This window comes from Acinetobacter baylyi DSM 14961 = CIP 107474, assembly GCF_000368685.1.
Lineage (GTDB): Bacteria > Pseudomonadota > Gammaproteobacteria > Pseudomonadales > Moraxellaceae > Acinetobacter > Acinetobacter baylyi.
In genome coordinates, this window is the sequence record NZ_KB849628.1 from 202,442 (window position 1) to 219,328 (window position 16,887).

Here is a 16,887-nt window from a genome sequence, read left to right on the forward strand (position 1 = left end):
GTTATGTGCCACAAGAAATTGATTATTAATCATTTTAATAATCAACATTATCTAAATCTCTAGCTTTTCAGACATCTTTGTCCAGAATCTTAACCAATGATTTGCATAGTCCTCAGCAAGTAAATATAAATGATTAAAATTTTCAACATCTAAAGCTTGTGTAAGTAAAGTCCATATATCATCCTGGTGATTATCATCATTAGCTAAATTTTCTCCATTACCCACCAAACCATGACATGCATAATATCCTTCTGTAAGCTCAGAACCATAGTTTGCTATATTTACAGAAAGCGCCTCACTATAAGCAATAACTTGCTGTTCTGTAATTGCAAGAATCAGCAATAATTCTTGATAATCAAATAAATAATGCTTGATGAAATTTTGAATGTTTTTTGCTTCAATATCTGCTTGTTCTTCATCAATTGGAGCAATTCTTAGTTGCTCTAGCAAATTTATAAAATAAGCCAAATGCGATTTGTTTGGTGAGCTTAAAGCCAAATTGTGAGTATTAAATCCCAACTCATCGATCAGGTTTAAAGATAAAAGATATCTAGCATGCACTTTAGCCAATATTCTTTTTTCATCTTGAATATTCTTATTTCTTTCAAGAACATGACAGTTATAAATCAGAATACTAAGAGCATCTGTAAAAATTTTTACAATCGCAATGAAGTAATGACTATGTATCTCTTTTAATTGAATAAGATTAAGCTCTTTATTCTTAAGTTTGGCTAAAATAGGATGCTTAAATAACGAATGGTTTTCAATGTGTGTCTTAATATTGTGTATACATACTTGATTTTTTTCCCAACTGCCCTTCTCGAGTGAATTTTTGACGAAATTTAACGCTTCATGACGAGCGTCCTCTGATTGAGTAAATGAGAAATTATTCATCGTCAGGTTTCTATTTTGCATACAGAATAGCTTGTATATTAATGAATAATATACGGTTAATCCACAAAAATATAACATTTAATAAAATTTTAATTATCAAAACCTTATATCAAATTTTCAACTAAATTGCTTCATCTGAAAGTATTAATTTTAATATAAGTACAACCAAAACTGTAATTAAAAAGATTATTCTGTTCTGCTAGACTAAAATCTAATTTTTTTTCCTATTTTTCATTGAACTATAAACTTCAATGCTATAATGAATTTGCTCAAGTTTCATCTCATATGAAATCTTTCACTAAAATGACCATGTATACACAAATGTCTTTGGCAGGAACTTTTAAACATGTCGAAAAAAGATGACATTATCAATACCGCCTTGCGTCTTTTCAACTCTAACAGTTACAACTCTGTTGGAATTGATCGGATCATCCTAGAATCAGGTGTTGCCAAGATGACATTTTATAAATATTTTCCATCAAAAGCGAAATTGATTGAAGAATGCTTAAATCAACGTAATATGAATTTACAAGAATCCTTGACCGCTTCTCTAGAGGCGTGTGATCCAAATTCTCCATTAGATCGAATTAAAGCAATTTATATGTGGTACTCGGCATGGTTTCATACGGATGACTTTAACGGCTGTATGTTTCAGAAAGCGGTTGAAGAGATTTTTAAAATTTATCCTTCTACTATCAAACCTGCAATTGAGTATAAAGAATGGCTAACTGAACGCATTCTTGAATTACTTGATCAAATGAAAATTAAAAATCCTGAACATCTTGCTACATTGCTGGTCAGTATTTTAGATGGTATGACCATGCATGCCCAAATTGACAAACACTCGGTTAATATTAATGAATATTGGTCACGCGTCGAAAGATTAATTAAATTTGAGCTACCAAAAGACTAAAAAAATAAGCGTGACTGCTATTATTTTTATCTTCACGCTTGCGTCTGAAGTCCTCTTTACTGACCATTAAAATTACTTTTGATGGTCAGTAATTACATGTAAATGAACTTTACACTTATTATCAGATCTAATACAGACCTGTCTGTTGCATTATATCCTATTTTAAAATATTTAAGATGAATTTTACTTGTGTTAACCATGAATAGAATTCATCTCTATATAAAATTGATGTCAGCTTAGCTTATTTAGATATTTAAAATATATACACTCCTCATAAGTTTTAGACTTATAATTCAGACTTTCAAATGTTTAGAGATCTGTAAATGAGTAAAGAGCTTGAAATAGATTTAATTCGTCAATCTGCTGATGCAGTGGTTACTATATTAAAATCTCTAGCTAATACAGATCGGCTACTTATTTTGTGTTATTTGGCAAAACAAGAATTAAATGTTTCTCAAATTGAGGAAAAGACCAATATTACTCAACCTACTCTATCACAACAATTAATGATGCTTAGAAAAAGTGACGTGGTTCATACTCGCCGTGACGGCAAGCAAATTTTTTATTCAATTAAAGATGAAAAATTAATTATTGTTCTATCAACTTTATATGAACTATATTGCCCTCAATAAATATTTCTTATTTTAAAGTATGGATATTGCGCTAGATAGCCATCTTAAGCCGAGAAAAGTAAATACTTAGCCTTAAAACCAGTGTAAATTGATCTAAAAACAAGCAACTTTGCAAAAAAAAATTATGCTTTTCTGAAGTTATGTATAAAATAGCGACCTTATTTTCTTTTGGCCGATTAAGCTTGTAGGCTACACTTTATGTTTTCAATATTATTGCGCTTAAGCCTAGTAACCAAGATTTTTATTGCGATTATTTTGGGCTTTGTTGTAGCTTTTCTTTTTCCAAATATGACGCCATACTTTAGTATTTTTGGTGAAATTTTCATCAAAGCGTTAAAGGCTGTAGCCCCCATTTTGGTATTTGTACTCGTTATCTCATCGATTGCCAATTTTAATGTTGAGCAAAGTGCCAAGAATTTTAAGCCTATTCTTTTTCTTTATATTGTCAGTATGCTTTTTGCAGCATTTAGTGCAGTAATTGCAGATTTATTATTCCCCACTACACTTGTACTTGCTTCATCTGCAGATCAGGCATTTCAACCGCCTGGTAGTTTAAATGATGTCCTTAAAAATCTGATACTAAGCTTTGTGTCCAATCCTGTTGTTGCCCTTAGTGAGGCTAACTTTATTGGTATTCTTGCTTGGGCAATCATTTTGGGTACAGCTTTTAGACATAGCACTCAGGCTACAAAAACTGTATTACAAGATTGTGCTGATGCTATCGGAAAAGTGATTCATTTGGTGATCAGTTTTGCCCCTATTGGTATTTTTGGATTAGTGGCCGTAACATTTGCTCATTCTGGGATCGAAACTTTAAAAAGTTATTCTCATTTGTTACTTGTTTTGTTAGGTACAATGTTCTTTATGGCGCTTATAGTCAATCCGATTATGGTGGCGTGTGTCATTAAGAAAAATCCTTATCCACTGGTCTTTAAATGTTTAAGAGAAAGTGGGATCACTGCATTCTTTACACGTAGTTCTGCTGCCAATATACCTGTCAATCTGGACTTAGCTCGCAGATGTGGCGTAGATGAATCTACAAGTAATGTAATTATCCCGTTAGGTTCTACCGTTAATATGTGTGGTGCAGCCATTACAATCACTGTATTAACATTGGCGACAGTCAATACCTTAGGAATTTCAGTTGATATCTGGACTATGTTGATTCTATGCGTAGTTGCAAGTATTTCTGCATGTGGTGCTTCTGGTGTTGCTGGGGGATCATTACTCTTAGTGCCTGTAGCATGTAGCTTATTTGGAATTTCTTCTGATATTGCCATGCAGGTGGTGGCGATTGGGATGGTCATTAGTGTTTTACAGGATTCGACTGAGACAGCACTTAACTCTTCTACAGATGTATTATTTGTGATTGCGGTTGATCAGGCATCTAAGACGTAATACATTTAGCTCAGTTATTTTCAATCTACGGTTTTAAAATGCCACTGCAAAGCTTACCAAATTGGGTTCAGTTTGCTGTATTTTTACTTGCGATGAACGCGGGCATGATTAATGTTTTAGCATTAATTACGGTATTACATCAGTCAATATCCCATATGACTGGAAATGTAAGCATGCTCGCTATGGATCTGGCGAAGTGGCAACCCAATCATATTCTTTATTTATTATTGGTCATTATTTGCTTTGTGGTCGGTTCGTTTTATAGTGGTTTTATTCTGGGCAATAGCCAGTTTAAACTAGGCCGTCGTTATGGCATCCCACTTAGTCTTGTATCGCTTTTTATTTTTATATCGTGGTTGCTTTTGCCGTATTTCCCTCGTTATGGCTTACTATGGGCATGTGTCGCAATGGGCATACAAAATGCAATGGTCAGTCATTATAAAGGCACTATTATTCGTACGACACATTTGTCAGGTGTTCTCACAGATATTGGTTTATCACTCGGGTACAAAGCACGAGGTTTACCATTAGATAAACGTCGTATTACCTTACACGTTTTGATTTTGCTCGGTTTTTTTCTTGGTGGAATAATTGTTGCTGTTATATATCCTCATCTACACTTAGAAGCTTTTCTGATTCCAACCTTACTTAGTTTGATCCTGAGTATTGCATATTGGATTATTTATTTTCGTCATTCTTCAAGTTATCAATAAATCTGGATTGAAATTATGGTTAAAAATGCACTTCAGGCTCAGCTATTAAAAGCAGGTTTGGTCGACAATAAAAAGGCAAAGAAACTCACCAAGCAAGCCCAACATGAGCATCGTACTGGACAAAGTAATGAAGCGGAACTCAAAGCAAATATTGAGAAGGCTCAGCAAGATAAATTACAAAAAGATCAGAATTTAAATCAGGAAAAGCAAAAAGTTCTGGAGCAAAAAGCCTTAGTTGCATCAATTATCCAAATGATTAAACAACACAGAATTAAAGAAATTGAAGGCGAAATTGCTTATCAGTTTATTGATAATAATAAGATCAAAAAGATCTATATTTCTCAACAAGTCTATAATGCGCTTGTTTCTGGCTCTTTGGTTATTGCAAAAGATCAGGACAGTTATGCGTATTTACCTAAACCACTTGCAGATAAAATCAATCAAAAAATGGAAGGTTTTATTTTAGTAAATAACTCAGAAAAAAATAATGAAACCACCGAAGAGGAAGATCCGTATGCAGATTACGTGATTCCAGATGATCTGATGTGGTAAGTCTAACTTTGTCAATGAATTTACAATGGATGTTGTACAGTTTTATTGTCAAAACGTAAAAAAAGGTTTTATAAAATAATATATTGATTCTTAAGCCTTTACACTTATCACAATTTTAAATATGAAAGGTGTAGAGGTTTTGGATTTTTTAAAATTCATTCATGATGTGGAAAGATGGATTGACCAATATCCATGGCTTGAGATGCTCACTTCCCTATCTATTTTAATTTTATTGGCGATTTTAGCTAATTTCATAGCAAAGCAAATCGTTGTACGGGGAATACGAAAAGCAATTAGTAAGATTAAGTTCTTAAACCAGTCTATTTTTGCTCAACATAGTGTCATCAAACGAATCGCAAATATTGTTCCTGCGATTGTCATTATGAATGGTATTACTACCGTTCCACATTTATCTGAAAAATTTATTATTTTTACCCAAATGGGTGCTCAGGCATTTATCTTCTTAACCATTGCCCTAGCAATTAGTGAATTTCTCAATATTTTTAATCTGGTTTACCAACGAAATCCAAATTCTAAAAACAAACCGATTAAGGGCTATTTACAGCTTGTTAAGCTGATGATTTTTATTGTCTGCGCTTTAATGGTATTGGGTACTTTCCTGAAAAAGGATGTCTTTACCTTACTGGCAGGTTTTGGTGCGATGGCCACAGTTCTAATGTTGGTGTTTCAAAATACCATATTATCGTTGGTGGCCAGCGTACAAATTTCATCCTATGACATGGTACGTATAGGTGATTGGATTGAAATGCCTTCACTGAATGCAGATGGCGATGTCATTGATATGTCATTACATACCGTCACTGTACAAAATTTCGATAAGACTTTTACCACTATCCCAACCAATAAGCTCATTACCGATACCTTTAAAAATTGGCGTGGCATGAGTCAAGCGGGTTGCAGACGTATTAAACGCTCTTTATTTATTGATCAAAGCAGTGTTCATTTTATGTCTGAAACTGAGCAGGAAAAGTTGAAAAATTTCATTCTTTTGAATCAGTATCTTGATCTTAAAAAATCAGAAATCACCTCGTTTAATCATCAATTAAGTAATCAATCTTTATACAATCAGCGCCGTCTGACTAATTTAGGAACGTTTCGTGCTTACATTGAGTTTTATTTGAGACAACATAGTGGAATTGCACAAAATCAATCGCTTATGGTTCGTCAGTTGCAGCCTACAAGCGAAGGTTTACCCTTAGAAATCTACGCATTTACCAATACCACAGCATGGGTCGCCTATGAGGCTATTCAATCTGATATTTTTGATCATTTATTGGCAATTATTCCAGAGTTTGGACTAAAAATTTACCAAGCACCCTCTGGGGCAGATTTTAAATTATTATCTAGTTCGATTGTCTCAGAAGAAAATACAAATTTATAAGATAAAATCCGCTACAGTAAATCGTTAGGAAGATGGCTGCACATCGTTATTTGGCAGCCATCTTACAAAGATTAAACCACTTAAGACAATAACTGCAACAATCATAAAAATAACTGGGCCTGTATACATTTGCCAGAATTGCCCTGCCAGAATACTCCCAGATGCTACGCCTAAGCCCCACATGGTGCTATATAACGCCTGCCCCCGTCCTTGCTGCTGTGCCGAAAAGTTTTTAAAGATTACTCGCATTGCAATCAAATGAAATAAACCAAAACTGAATGAATGCATGGTTTGTGCCGAAAACTGTCCCCAAAAATCAGTCGCAAAATAGCCAGAAATCCACCATCGCAGACTGGTTATAACAAGACAAATACTTACCAGTGTGCGTAATGAATATCGCTTAAACAAAATATGTGCATAGGCGAACATAATAATTTCGCCAATTACACCTACCGCCCATAAACCGCCAATTTGGATAGTTGAAAAACCTGATTCTTTTAGAAAATTACTATAAAAACTATAAAATGGCGCATGGGAAAACAACAAAATAAATTCAATAATAAAAAAGCCAAATACAATGGGTCGTTTTAAAATAGGTAATAATGGTTCTAAAGCGCGTTGTGCTGCGGGTGCACGTTGTGGTTCTTTAATTTGAAATGACCAGATGAAGGCCAAAAAGGAAATACATAGTAGTAGAATGGGCAGCATCGATACGGGAATAATTTCTAACAAAGCTCCAATACCAAATACACTTGTGATAAAACCCACAGAACCCCATTTTCGAACTTTTCCATATAATTCATTGCGTTTATCTGCTAACCAAAATAATGTTACACCTTCAAACTGGGCAAGAATGGCATTTTGAAAAAAACTGAAAATCAGCATTAATAATGCAATCGATTGTAAACTCTTTGAAATTACGAAAATTGCCAACCAGATGCACGCTTCCATCCATGTCGCAATACGCACTAGCAGCATCCTTTTGCCAGTCTTATCTGCCACCCAGCCCCATATAAATGGCGCAAAAAATCGTGTAATGATGGCAATCGAAGAAAGTAAACCAATCTCTTTATAGTTGAATCCCTGATTTTCTAAATAAAGGCTCCAATATGGCATGAAGGTTCCGACAATGGCATAGTAAAAGAAGTAAAATCCGCCAAGTTTAGTCGTAATTGGAAGCTGTAACACTTACATTTGTCCTTGCTTAATTTTCAGCAATTAAAGAATTGTCATTCATATAGATCATTAGAATTGTGCAACCTATACTTTTATAAACTTTTCGTTGAGCACAAATACTTTGGATGAATATATGCCCAAAAATTGGTTTATAAAATCTCACGTGGATTATGCCAGATCAGCTCTACATCCAATACGAATTTTTCAGATAGCTCATCTTTAATAGATTAGAATAATTTAGGCATGAATTAATTATTCTTATTTATGTATTTTAAAAAATCTAAGATGTAAGGTCTGATTTACAGATGTTCAAACTGAATGACATTCTTTTTTTATACGTTTTGGCGTACACTTTGGTATAGGCCATATCTATATTCGGTTGATGCTGAGTATAGGGTCAACTCATTTCTAGACTTATATTTTTGTAATTTAATCAATTATATAAAAAGATTTTATTTTGTCATTTAGGAAAAAGTATGCTGCTGCGTTGGTTTGAAAAATTAGTCGATCCCTATCCAAATCATGGATTAAAACAACCTTTACCAACCAGTTTTTTTTCTTTTATATGGAATTCAACACGTGGCGTTCGACCATATCTGTTGGTTTTGATTGCCTGTACTGCGGGTGCAGCAACTTTTGAAGCACTATTGTTTTCAAAAATTGGACATCTTGTAGACTGGTTAAGTACAAGCCAGCCGAGTACATTTTTAGATCATCATAAACACAATCTTATTCTTTTGGCGAGTGTACTATTTGCCAATATTTTCTTTGTTTGTCTTCAATCCATCGTTAAACATCAGATTTTGTATAGTAGCTTCCCAATGAGATTGCGTTGGCAGTTTCATAACCTCTTATTGCAACAAAGTCTCGATTTTTTTCATAATGATTTTGCAGGGCGACTCTCTGCAAAAGTCATGCAAACTGCTCTTGCTATCCGAGAATTTTGGATGATTCTAGGTGACATGCTGGTCTATGTCACCATCTATTTCATTACGATTAGCGTCGTATTGGGTAATATCTCCGCATTGCTACTCATTCCTTTAGGCATCTGGTTGAGTTTATTTATCTTAAGTGCCTGGTTTTTTATTCCGCGTCTTTCTAAAGTTTCTCAAGAACAGGCAGATGCACGTTCAATCATGACAGGTCGTGTAACGGATGCCTACACCAATATCCAGACAGTCAAACTATTTGCACATGCGGGTCGTGAAAGTAAATATGCCAAGCAATCTATGATTGAATTTATGGATACTGTATTCAGACAAATGCGTTTGGGAACATTGTTTGAAATTAGTACTACAATTTTAAGCGCTGTTTTATTTATTGGCGTAATTGGTACGGCTGTGTGGTTATGGATGAACGGGCAAGCAGCACTTGGTGTAATTGCAGCAACAACAGCCATGATTTTAAAACTTAATAGCATGGCCGAATTCATGATGTGGCAAATGTCCATGCTTTTTGAAAATGTCGGAACCATTCAGGATGGTATGCGCACACTTGGTCGCCCAGTCACCATTCAGGATAAGCCCGAAGCGAAACCTTTAAATGTTCAATCTGGTGAAATTCGTTTTGAAAATGTCAGTTTTGCCTATAATGAAAAAAATGTGATTAATCATTTCAATCTCACCATTCGCCCAGGAGAAAAAATTGGTGTCGTTGGTCGTTCAGGTGCCGGTAAATCTACTCTGATTCAATTACTACTGCACTTTTATGATTTAAATGAAGGTAAGATTTTGATTGATGGACAAAATATTAATGATGTAACTCAGGATAGTTTACGCGCTAATATTGCTCTGGTAACTCAAGACACTTCTTTATTGCATCGCACAGTTGCAGAAAATATCAAATATGGTAAGCCAGATGCCACAGACGATGAAATGAGAATTGCTGTAGACAAAGCTCAGGCCAGCGAATTTATTCCACAGCTGAGCGACCTACGTGGGCGCAAGGGTTATGAAGCCTATGTAGGAGAGCGTGGTGTAAAACTCTCTGGTGGTCAGCGTCAACGTATTGCAATCGCACGTGTATTTTTAAAAGATGCACCAATCCTGATATTGGATGAAGCAACCAGTGCTCTGGATTCAGAGGTAGAAGCCGCAATTCAATCTAGTCTAGATGCATTGATGGATGGAAAAACAGTTATTGCGATCGCACATCGTTTATCTACTATTGCTCAGATGGATCGATTGATCGTGCTCGATCAGGGAAATATTGTCGAGCAAGGTACGCATGATGAACTCATTGAAAAAGATGGTTTGTATGCTCATTTATGGAAAAGACAGACGGGTGGCTTTTTAGTCGATGAGTTTGAAATTGAGGAAAAACAATAATGTTGTATCTTGAAGATCTTAAAATTGGCGATCGTTTTATAAGTCGTGATTATGAAATGACCCTAGAAGAAATTAAGCAATTTGCCAGCCTGTATGATCCACAACCTTTTCATCTAGATGAAGAAAAAGCCAGTAAACATCCTATTTTCAAAGGTATCGCAGCAAGTGGCTGGCATACTTCAGCCGTTACCATGCGACTTTGGACAGAATGCTTTCCTGTCGCTGGAGGGCTGATTGGCTCTGACTCTAATTTACGATGGCCACGCCCGACTCGACCAGGCGATAAAATTCATGTCGAAGTAGAAATAGCATCCATTACTTTATCAAAAACCAAGCCTGATCGTGGAATTGTGAGCTATATCACACAAGCGTTAAACCAATATGGAGATGTTTTATTGATCTCCACAACCAAGATTGTTGTATTTAAAAGACATCCTGAAATGTAGAGATATCGCTTTGTCTAACAATTTTTATTTTTTTTAATTCAAATTCATGCCAAGATATTTCATAGATAACTGCAATATATTGGTCAAAGCAACGGATCGCGAATGAAAATAAACTCAGCCCGTCAAGAACAAGGAATACCAGGTGTTTATGGATTATTATTATTAGATGTTGTATCTCGCTGGGGTTATAACGATGAAACTTTATTTGCGCCTTTCCATTTAAGTAGCGAACAATTGGCTGATCCCGAATATCGTATTCCAATTCATATTGCTAACGAACTGGTTAAACATGCCTTAAAACTGACTGGTGAAAGTACGCTTGGCTATCACCTTGGCAATCAGATGCGTATTTCCATTCATGGATTTATTGGGTACGCCATTATGACTGCTCATGATATTACCGATGCATTGGCCTTAGCGACTCGTTTTATACAGTTGCGTATGCCCTTTTTACAGCTTTATTTTTCAACCTTTGGCCCTAAAGCAACTTTGCAGCTACAGTGCGACTTCGATCTTGAACCTTTACGCACCGAAATTATTTTAAGTCTTACTATTGGCATTATGAGCATGGCAAAAGCATTAACGGGTTGTGATGAATTAACAGGTGAAGTTGATCTTGATTTTGAAAAACCAGAAGGTTTTAACAAGTATTTAGAGAAAATGAATCTAAATATGCGTTTTGATCAACCCCATCTCATTTCAAGTTTTGATAAGCATTATTTAGGGTTAAAAATGGTGAATGCTGACCCAATTGCCAGTCAGATTGCAATCAATCAATGCGAAACAGAACTTTCTGCTTTGGGTGAACGCCGTCGTTTGGCTATGCGGGTGCGTGATATCTTAACTCATTCTGAACAGCACTATCTAAGTATCGAAAATGTAGCAGATTTGCTGCATATGTCTGATCGTACCCTAAAACGCCAGCTTGCGGCTGAAGGTACATCATTTTCGACATTGGTTGATGAAGTTCGTTATCGACATGCTACATCGTTATTGTCCCGGACAGATTATAGTCTGGAACAGATCGCAGATGAATTAGGTTATTCTGATGTAGCCAACTTTAGTCGTGCCTTTAAACGCTGGAGTGGTCGAAGTCCAAGTAATTGGCGTAAAGACCCTTACCTATAAACTTTTATTTTGAATCAAAAACCTGTATAAACCTATCAAAATCAATAAAATTGAATGTTGAGGAGCTGCCATGAATCATCCTTCAGAATTGAAGTATGCAACTACCCATGAATGGGTACGAATTGAAGGTGATCTTATCGTCACTGGAATTAGTGATCATGCACAAGATGCCTTAGGCGATCTTGTCTATGTAGAAGTTCCTGAAGTAGGGAGCCATATGACTGCTGGCACACAAGCTGGCGTGGTTGAGTCTGTAAAAACAGCTTCAGACATTCATGCACCAGTATCGGGTACAGTGGTTGAAGTCAATACTGCACTGGAAGATGATCCAGACTTTATCAATGACGAACCTTATGGCAAAGGCTGGATTTATAAAATGAAACCAGACAACATCGCAGACGTAGATCAACTTCTCTCCAATACCGATTACGAAGCTGGTTTATAAAAGATGTACTCTCCCTTATGATTTGAGGGAGAGTTTTAGCGCTTTAAGCTGATTGGCGTAAAGGACATTGTGCGAGTTGATCAGCCATTTCTAAAAGTAAATTCTCTGTCTTCTCCCACCCAAGGCAACCATCAGTCACAGATTGGCCATAGGTTATGTCGCATGAAATCTTCTGATTTCCATCGACCAAATGGCTTTCCAACATCACACCTCGAACATCACTTTCAATTCTTTCTGCAATGATTTGTCGAAGTACTTGCGGTTGTTTCATCGGATCTTTTGAACTATTGCCATGACTACAGTCAATTACAAGCGCAGGTAATTCGCCCTTATGTTTTGCTCTAATATTCGAAATGGACTGAATATCATAATTTGGTCCATCATTTGCTCCACGCAAGATCAAATGCGGCAGTGGATTCCCAGAACTTTGTAAAATTGCAGGCTGGCCAAGCTGACTCATCCCTAAAAACTGATGTTCATTTTGTGCAGATTGAATGGCATCCAATGCGATCTGAATCGAACCATCAGTACCATTTTTAAAACCAATTGGAAACGGCATATGACTTGAAATTTCACGATGAATCTGAGATTCACTGGTACGTGCCCCAATAGCTCCCCAAGCCAGTAAATCATCAAAATAGCCAGTCGCCATTGGGCTTAAAATTTCACTGGCAATTGGAAGCCCCATTTCAATAATTTGCAAATATAATGCGCGAGATTTTTCTAAACCCAGCTGTAAATCTGATGAACCATCAAGATTTGGATCGTATAAAAAACCCTTCCAGCCAATTGTTGTACGTGGTTTTTCGAGATAAGCACGCATCACTAAAAAAATCTGATCTTTAACTTGATCTTGTAATTTGACAAGCCTTTGTGCGTATTGCAGCGCAGAAACAGGATCATGAATCGAACATGGACCAGTTACGACCAAAAGCCGTGAATCTTTGCCAGCAAGGATATTTTGAATGGTTTGACGATGCTCTGCGATCTGCTCTAAAAAAATGGGAGCAAGCGAATATTTTGCTTTTAATTGCTGTGGCAAGCTAAGTGTAATTTCTTTTGTCGTATTTTTCTGGATCAATGTATTAAGCGCGTTCATTTCATATTCCTTTGGGCTGTCTCAATCAGCCCGATCATTTATTTGAGCAATGAGGATCTATTCAGTTGAAGATGTTGATTAAAGTAAAAGTAATCCACGTTGCTAAAATATGAAGTTGCTAGGTTAAACATGGTCATTCTCCAATTAAAGTAATAATAAACAGACATAAAAAAACCTGATCGGGGTTGCCGATCAGGTATTAACTTGATGGGCAACCTTTTTGTTGCCCGAATGCAGTCAGGCAACTAACTAAATTGCCAAAAATAAAAGTAAGCGTTGTTGATCATTGGTTGTTTTAACATGTCTGTTTCAATCAGATAAAACGTATCTTGTTAACTAACATACGCGTTGTTTGAGTATTTGACAAGCGTTTATCGACGATTTTTAGCGTTTTTATTGAACTGATTAATACTTTAACCAGCATCATAAGCAGTCATCTTGCTGAAGACTTCATCTAATGATGCTCTTTCATAAGATTGAACATCTCAGTGACCACTCGTCCCTGAGATGTTCATAAATAAAAATCAGGATGAATATATATCCATTCTAAAAATGAATTACGCTACGAATAGACTTACCTTCATGCATTAAATCAAATGCATGGTTAATTTCATCCAGCGGCATGGTATGCGTAACAAATGGCTCAAGCTGGATGTCGCCTTTCATTGCATCTTCAACCATTTTCGGAAGCTGACTACGCCCTTTGACACCACCAAAAGCAGTCCCCAACCATTTACGTCCTGTAACGAGCTGAAAAGGTCGAGTTGAAATTTCCTGTCCCGCACCAGCAACCCCAATGATGACTGATTGACCCCAACCACGATGTGCACACTCTAATGCCGAACGCATAACATTCACATTACCAATACATTCAAATGAATGATCGACTCCCCAGCCTGTCATTTCAACAATGACTTGCTGAATCGGCTTGTCATAATCTTTTGGATTAAGAAAATCTGTCGCACCAAATTCTTTTGCGAGTTCGAATTTTTCTGGGTTCATGTCTACAACAATGATGCGTCCTGCTTTTGCTTGACGCGCGCCTTGTACCACGGCTAAACCAATACCACCTAAACCAAAGACGGCAACACTATCACCTTCCTGAACTTTAGCAGTGTTATGCACAGCACCAATTCCTGTGGTTACACCACAGCCAAGTAAGCAAACCTGTTCGTGATTTGCTTCAGGATTAATCTTGGCAAGTGATACTTCTGCCACAACGGTATATTCGCTAAAAGTTGAACATCCCATATAGTGATAAATAGGTTCGCCGTTATAAGAAAAACGAGTCGTTCCATCTGGCATCACACCTTTCCCCTGTGTCGCTCGAACGGAAACACACAAGTTGGTTTTATTCGACTTACAGAATAAACATTCACCACATTCGGCAGTATAAAGCGGAATGACATGATCGCCAGGTTGTACACTGGTGACACCTTCACCGACTTCAATAACAATACCAGCGCCTTCATGTCCTAAAATTGCGGGAAAAACACCTTCAGGATCATCACCAGATAAGGTAAAAGCATCTGTATGGCATACACCTGAATGGGTGACTTTAATCAGAACTTCACCAGCTTTAGGTGGTTCGACATCCACTTCAACAATCTGTAAAGGTTGACCTGGGCCAAATGCAACTGCTGCACGTGATTTCATGGATGTTTCTCCTTGTAAGGTTTACTTGAGATAGGATTTCAGAATTTTACTAATTTCAATCAGTTCTTCACTGCGCTGAAGCTCTGTTGAATCTCCATCGACCAATGTGTCCTTTAAATGAACCTCTAATACCTGATTCATCAGACCATTGATCGCGCCACGCACTGCACAAATCTGTTGAAGAATTGCAGCACATGAAGTGTCATCATTAAGCGCACGTTCAATTGCCTGAACCTGCCCTTGAATTTTTTTTACTCGAAGCGTGATCTTTTTCTTGTCTTCAATTTGCTTTGGCATATCTATATCTTTTTTGAGATTTTTATACTATACCCCAGTATAGTAAATTAATAAAGTGAACGGAATTAAATTTGTATGATATTTAAATGATTGGAATAATCTGATTAAGACGATTCTCATCCCAAATACTCAACTTTTCTCATCATAGTTAAATATTTGACTGTTAAAATTGTTTCAAATTTGGCACAGGAATAGATTATGTCTTATAGTGATTAAAAAGAATGAAAGGATTCCCGAACATCAGATGAACTTAAAAAATAATTTATCTCATACATTAAAAATATATTTTAGCTTTATCGTCTTTTGTCTCATATGTTGGACACCTTTAAAAACTTTTGCATCTCAGGGTGAGAAAATTTTGATAAATAGCCAATGGTTAAATGATCCACACACTGACGAAAATCTTCAAAAGGGTTTGACTGCCTACATTCCTCTTGATGATGCATTTATTAGTATTGCTTCTCGTATTTATCTGATTAGGCATGCAAAACATCAAATTGATTTACAATACTATATTTGGCATAACGATTTCGTTGGTCAGTTAATATTAAACGAATTATTGAAAGCAGCTGATCGTGGCGTCAAAATTCGCCTATTAATTGACGATCAGAACGGAACGCGACTCGATTCTACCTTCCAAGCACTGTTACAACATCCTCTTTTTGAAATTAAGGTATTTAACCCTTATAAATTTCGTAAGCTTAGATTTGTAGATTTTTTATTTCGTCCCAATCAAATCAATCACCGCATGCATAACAAATTGATTATTGCGGACAACACAATTGCGGTGACTGGAGGACGCAATATCAGCAGTGAATACTTTGATGCCAGCTATCAATTCCAGTTTACAGATCTCGATATTTTGTTTTATGGTACAGCCGCATCTCAGGCAGAGAAAGTCTTTCAAACTTTCTGGGATAGTCCACTCAGTGTCACTACACAAAAACTCATCACGAAAGGTCAGCCAAATGATCTACTTCAATTGCGATCTAAATATAAGGAAATCGAACGTGTTGATACGCCTACGGAAGATAAAATCAATGAAGCTCAAATTGAACTGAATGAAGCTTTAAAACAACGTTATTCGGTAAAATGGGCTAAGGCGCATTTTGTGGCAGATTCTCCTAAAAAAATACACGGGCATGCTATAGGCAATGAACTTATCTATAATCAGATGTTTAGTATTATGGGACATCCCCAAAAACATCTGGAACTTGTATCAGCTTACTTTGTTCCCACTCAGGCTGGTACACAATACTTAAGCAATTTAAGCCAACAAGACGTTAAGATAAGGGTTTTAACCAATTCTTTTGCTGCAAATGATGTCGCTATTGTGCATGCCTTTTATAGTCAATATCGAAAAGAGCTTATCAAGAACGGCATTCAACTCTACGAATTCAAACCTATCATTGATCGAAAAGAACCTACTTGGTATGAAAAAATGACAGGTCGTGTGATTCCTGCCAAAGGTAAGAAAAGCTCGAGCCTGCATGCAAAGTTTTTTGATGTAGATGGAAAAGTCTTTATTGGTTCTTTTAATTTCGATCCACGTTCTGCATATCTGAATACCGAAGTGGGATTGGTGGTTGAATCTGAAGATCTTCAAAACGAAATTACCAAAGTTCTTGATGAATACTTGCCTACGATTGCATACCAATTAAAACTCGACAAAAATGGCAATCTCGTATGGTTAGATCACAATGCAGATGGCCAAACCATCGAATATCATCATGATCCAGAAACCACCAGATTTCAGCGTTTTATGATGAAAGCTGTGTCATATTTACCCATTGAATGGATGATGTAGTG

General features: G+C 36.4%; 16 protein-coding genes. 11 read left to right on the plus strand and 5 right to left on the minus strand.

Annotated features, from left to right (window positions below):
• Positions 1–51 precede the first annotated feature (51 nt).
• On the minus strand, positions 52–894 hold the full coding sequence (locus F952_RS10345) for a hypothetical protein (RefSeq protein WP_011182364.1): 843 nt from the start codon (positions 892–894) through the stop codon (positions 52–54).
• 346 nt (positions 895–1,240) lie between these two features.
• Between F952_RS10345 and F952_RS10350 the strand changes: the two genes are divergently transcribed.
• From F952_RS10350 to F952_RS10375, 6 genes are all read left to right on the plus strand, one after another.
• On the plus strand, positions 1,241–1,807 hold the full coding sequence (locus F952_RS10350) for a TetR/AcrR family transcriptional regulator (protein ID WP_004927025.1): 567 nt from the start codon (positions 1,241–1,243) through the stop codon (positions 1,805–1,807).
• A gap of 323 nt (positions 1,808–2,130) precedes the next feature.
• Complete coding sequence (locus F952_RS10355) at positions 2,131–2,439, plus strand: ArsR/SmtB family transcription factor (RefSeq protein ID WP_004927027.1); 309 nt, start codon at positions 2,131–2,133, stop codon at positions 2,437–2,439.
• 198 nt (positions 2,440–2,637) lie between these two features.
• On the plus strand, positions 2,638–3,837 hold the full coding sequence (sstT, locus tag F952_RS10360) for a serine/threonine transporter SstT (RefSeq protein ID WP_004927028.1): 1,200 nt from the start codon (positions 2,638–2,640) through the stop codon (positions 3,835–3,837).
• Between the two features lie 38 nt (positions 3,838–3,875).
• Positions 3,876–4,550 carry a YoaK family protein gene (locus F952_RS10365; protein ID WP_004927030.1) on the plus strand — a complete coding sequence of 225 codons (675 nt, stop codon included), beginning with the start codon at positions 3,876–3,878 and terminating at the stop codon, positions 4,548–4,550.
• Between the two features lie 15 nt (positions 4,551–4,565).
• Positions 4,566–5,102 (plus strand): DUF2058 domain-containing protein, encoded by a 537-nt coding sequence (locus F952_RS10370; protein ID WP_004927034.1) that lies wholly within the window; start codon positions 4,566–4,568, stop codon positions 5,100–5,102.
• Positions 5,103–5,223: 121 nt separating this feature from the next.
• Positions 5,224–6,504, plus strand: a complete 1,281-nt coding sequence (locus tag F952_RS10375; RefSeq protein ID WP_004927035.1) for a mechanosensitive ion channel family protein — start codon at positions 5,224–5,226, stop codon at positions 6,502–6,504.
• 24 nt (positions 6,505–6,528) lie between these two features.
• On the opposite strand, the gene F952_RS10380 is transcribed toward F952_RS10375, so the two are convergent.
• The gene (locus F952_RS10380; protein WP_004927037.1) at positions 6,529–7,692 is read right to left on the minus strand and encodes an MFS transporter; all 1,164 of its coding nucleotides are present in this window, start codon (positions 7,690–7,692) and stop codon (positions 6,529–6,531) included.
• A gap of 467 nt (positions 7,693–8,159) precedes the next feature.
• On the opposite strand from F952_RS10380, the gene F952_RS10385 reads away from it, so the two are divergent.
• From F952_RS10385 to gcvH, 4 genes are all read left to right on the plus strand, one after another.
• Positions 8,160–10,007, plus strand: coding sequence for an ABC transporter ATP-binding protein (locus F952_RS10385; protein WP_026056833.1), 1,848 nt, complete (start codon positions 8,160–8,162; stop codon positions 10,005–10,007).
• A complete protein-coding gene (locus F952_RS10390; protein ID WP_004927041.1) occupies positions 10,007–10,453 on the plus strand; it encodes a MaoC family dehydratase in 447 nt (148 codons plus the stop codon). Before F952_RS10385 ends, F952_RS10390 begins: the two co-directional genes overlap by 1 nt.
• A 102-nt stretch (positions 10,454–10,555) precedes the next feature.
• Positions 10,556–11,581, plus strand: a complete 1,026-nt coding sequence (locus tag F952_RS10395; protein ID WP_004927042.1) for an AraC family transcriptional regulator — start codon at positions 10,556–10,558, stop codon at positions 11,579–11,581.
• Positions 11,582–11,651: 70 nt separating this feature from the next.
• A complete protein-coding gene (gene gcvH, locus F952_RS10400; protein ID WP_004927044.1) occupies positions 11,652–12,026 on the plus strand; it encodes a glycine cleavage system protein GcvH in 375 nt (124 codons plus the stop codon).
• Positions 12,027–12,069: 43 nt separating this feature from the next.
• Here gcvH and F952_RS10405 read toward each other — a convergent pair whose 3' ends face one another.
• The 3 genes from F952_RS10405 to F952_RS10415 form a co-directional block, all read right to left on the minus strand.
• The gene (locus tag F952_RS10405; protein ID WP_004927046.1) at positions 12,070–13,125 is read right to left on the minus strand and encodes a 3-deoxy-7-phosphoheptulonate synthase; all 1,056 of its coding nucleotides are present in this window, start codon (positions 13,123–13,125) and stop codon (positions 12,070–12,072) included.
• Positions 13,126–13,671: 546 nt separating this feature from the next.
• Positions 13,672–14,781 (minus strand): S-(hydroxymethyl)glutathione dehydrogenase/class III alcohol dehydrogenase, encoded by a 1,110-nt coding sequence (locus F952_RS10410; protein ID WP_004927048.1) that lies wholly within the window; start codon positions 14,779–14,781, stop codon positions 13,672–13,674.
• 21 nt (positions 14,782–14,802) lie between these two features.
• Positions 14,803–15,078, minus strand: coding sequence for a metal/formaldehyde-sensitive transcriptional repressor (locus tag F952_RS10415; RefSeq protein WP_004927050.1), 276 nt, complete (start codon positions 15,076–15,078; stop codon positions 14,803–14,805).
• Positions 15,079–15,322: 244 nt separating this feature from the next.
• Here F952_RS10415 and F952_RS10420 point away from each other — a divergent pair, with 244 nt between their 5' ends.
• Positions 15,323–16,885 (plus strand): phospholipase D family protein, encoded by a 1,563-nt coding sequence (locus tag F952_RS10420; protein ID WP_004927052.1) that lies wholly within the window; start codon positions 15,323–15,325, stop codon positions 16,883–16,885.
• Positions 16,886–16,887: the final 2 nt, after the last annotated feature.

What these genes read in the sequence shown, in the direction of transcription:
- F952_RS10390 (WP_004927041.1), top strand. Translation starts at nt 10,007, where the DNA reads ATGTTGTATCTTGAAGATCTTAAAATTGGCGATCGTTTTATAAGTCGT.
- F952_RS10410 (WP_004927048.1), bottom strand. Translation starts at nt 14,781, where the DNA reads ATGAAATCACGTGCAGCAGTTGCATTTGGCCCAGGTCAACCTTTACAG.
- sstT (WP_004927028.1), top strand. Translation starts at nt 2,638, where the DNA reads ATGTTTTCAATATTATTGCGCTTAAGCCTAGTAACCAAGATTTTTATT.
- F952_RS10405 (WP_004927046.1), bottom strand. Translation starts at nt 13,125, where the DNA reads ATGAACGCGCTTAATACATTGATCCAGAAAAATACGACAAAAGAAATT.
- F952_RS10395 (WP_004927042.1), top strand. Translation starts at nt 10,556, where the DNA reads ATGAAAATAAACTCAGCCCGTCAAGAACAAGGAATACCAGGTGTTTAT.
- F952_RS10365 (WP_004927030.1), top strand. Translation starts at nt 3,876, where the DNA reads ATGCCACTGCAAAGCTTACCAAATTGGGTTCAGTTTGCTGTATTTTTA.
- F952_RS10355 (WP_004927027.1), top strand. Translation starts at nt 2,131, where the DNA reads ATGAGTAAAGAGCTTGAAATAGATTTAATTCGTCAATCTGCTGATGCA.
- F952_RS10420 (WP_004927052.1), top strand. Translation starts at nt 15,323, where the DNA reads ATGAACTTAAAAAATAATTTATCTCATACATTAAAAATATATTTTAGC.
- F952_RS10350 (WP_004927025.1), top strand. Translation starts at nt 1,241, where the DNA reads ATGTCGAAAAAAGATGACATTATCAATACCGCCTTGCGTCTTTTCAAC.
- gcvH (WP_004927044.1), top strand. Translation starts at nt 11,652, where the DNA reads ATGAATCATCCTTCAGAATTGAAGTATGCAACTACCCATGAATGGGTA.
- F952_RS10375 (WP_004927035.1), top strand. Translation starts at nt 5,224, where the DNA reads ATGAAAGGTGTAGAGGTTTTGGATTTTTTAAAATTCATTCATGATGTG.
- F952_RS10370 (WP_004927034.1), top strand. Translation starts at nt 4,566, where the DNA reads ATGGTTAAAAATGCACTTCAGGCTCAGCTATTAAAAGCAGGTTTGGTC.
- F952_RS10415 (WP_004927050.1), bottom strand. Translation starts at nt 15,078, where the DNA reads ATGCCAAAGCAAATTGAAGACAAGAAAAAGATCACGCTTCGAGTAAAA.
- F952_RS10345 (WP_011182364.1), bottom strand. Translation starts at nt 894, where the DNA reads ATGAATAATTTCTCATTTACTCAATCAGAGGACGCTCGTCATGAAGCG.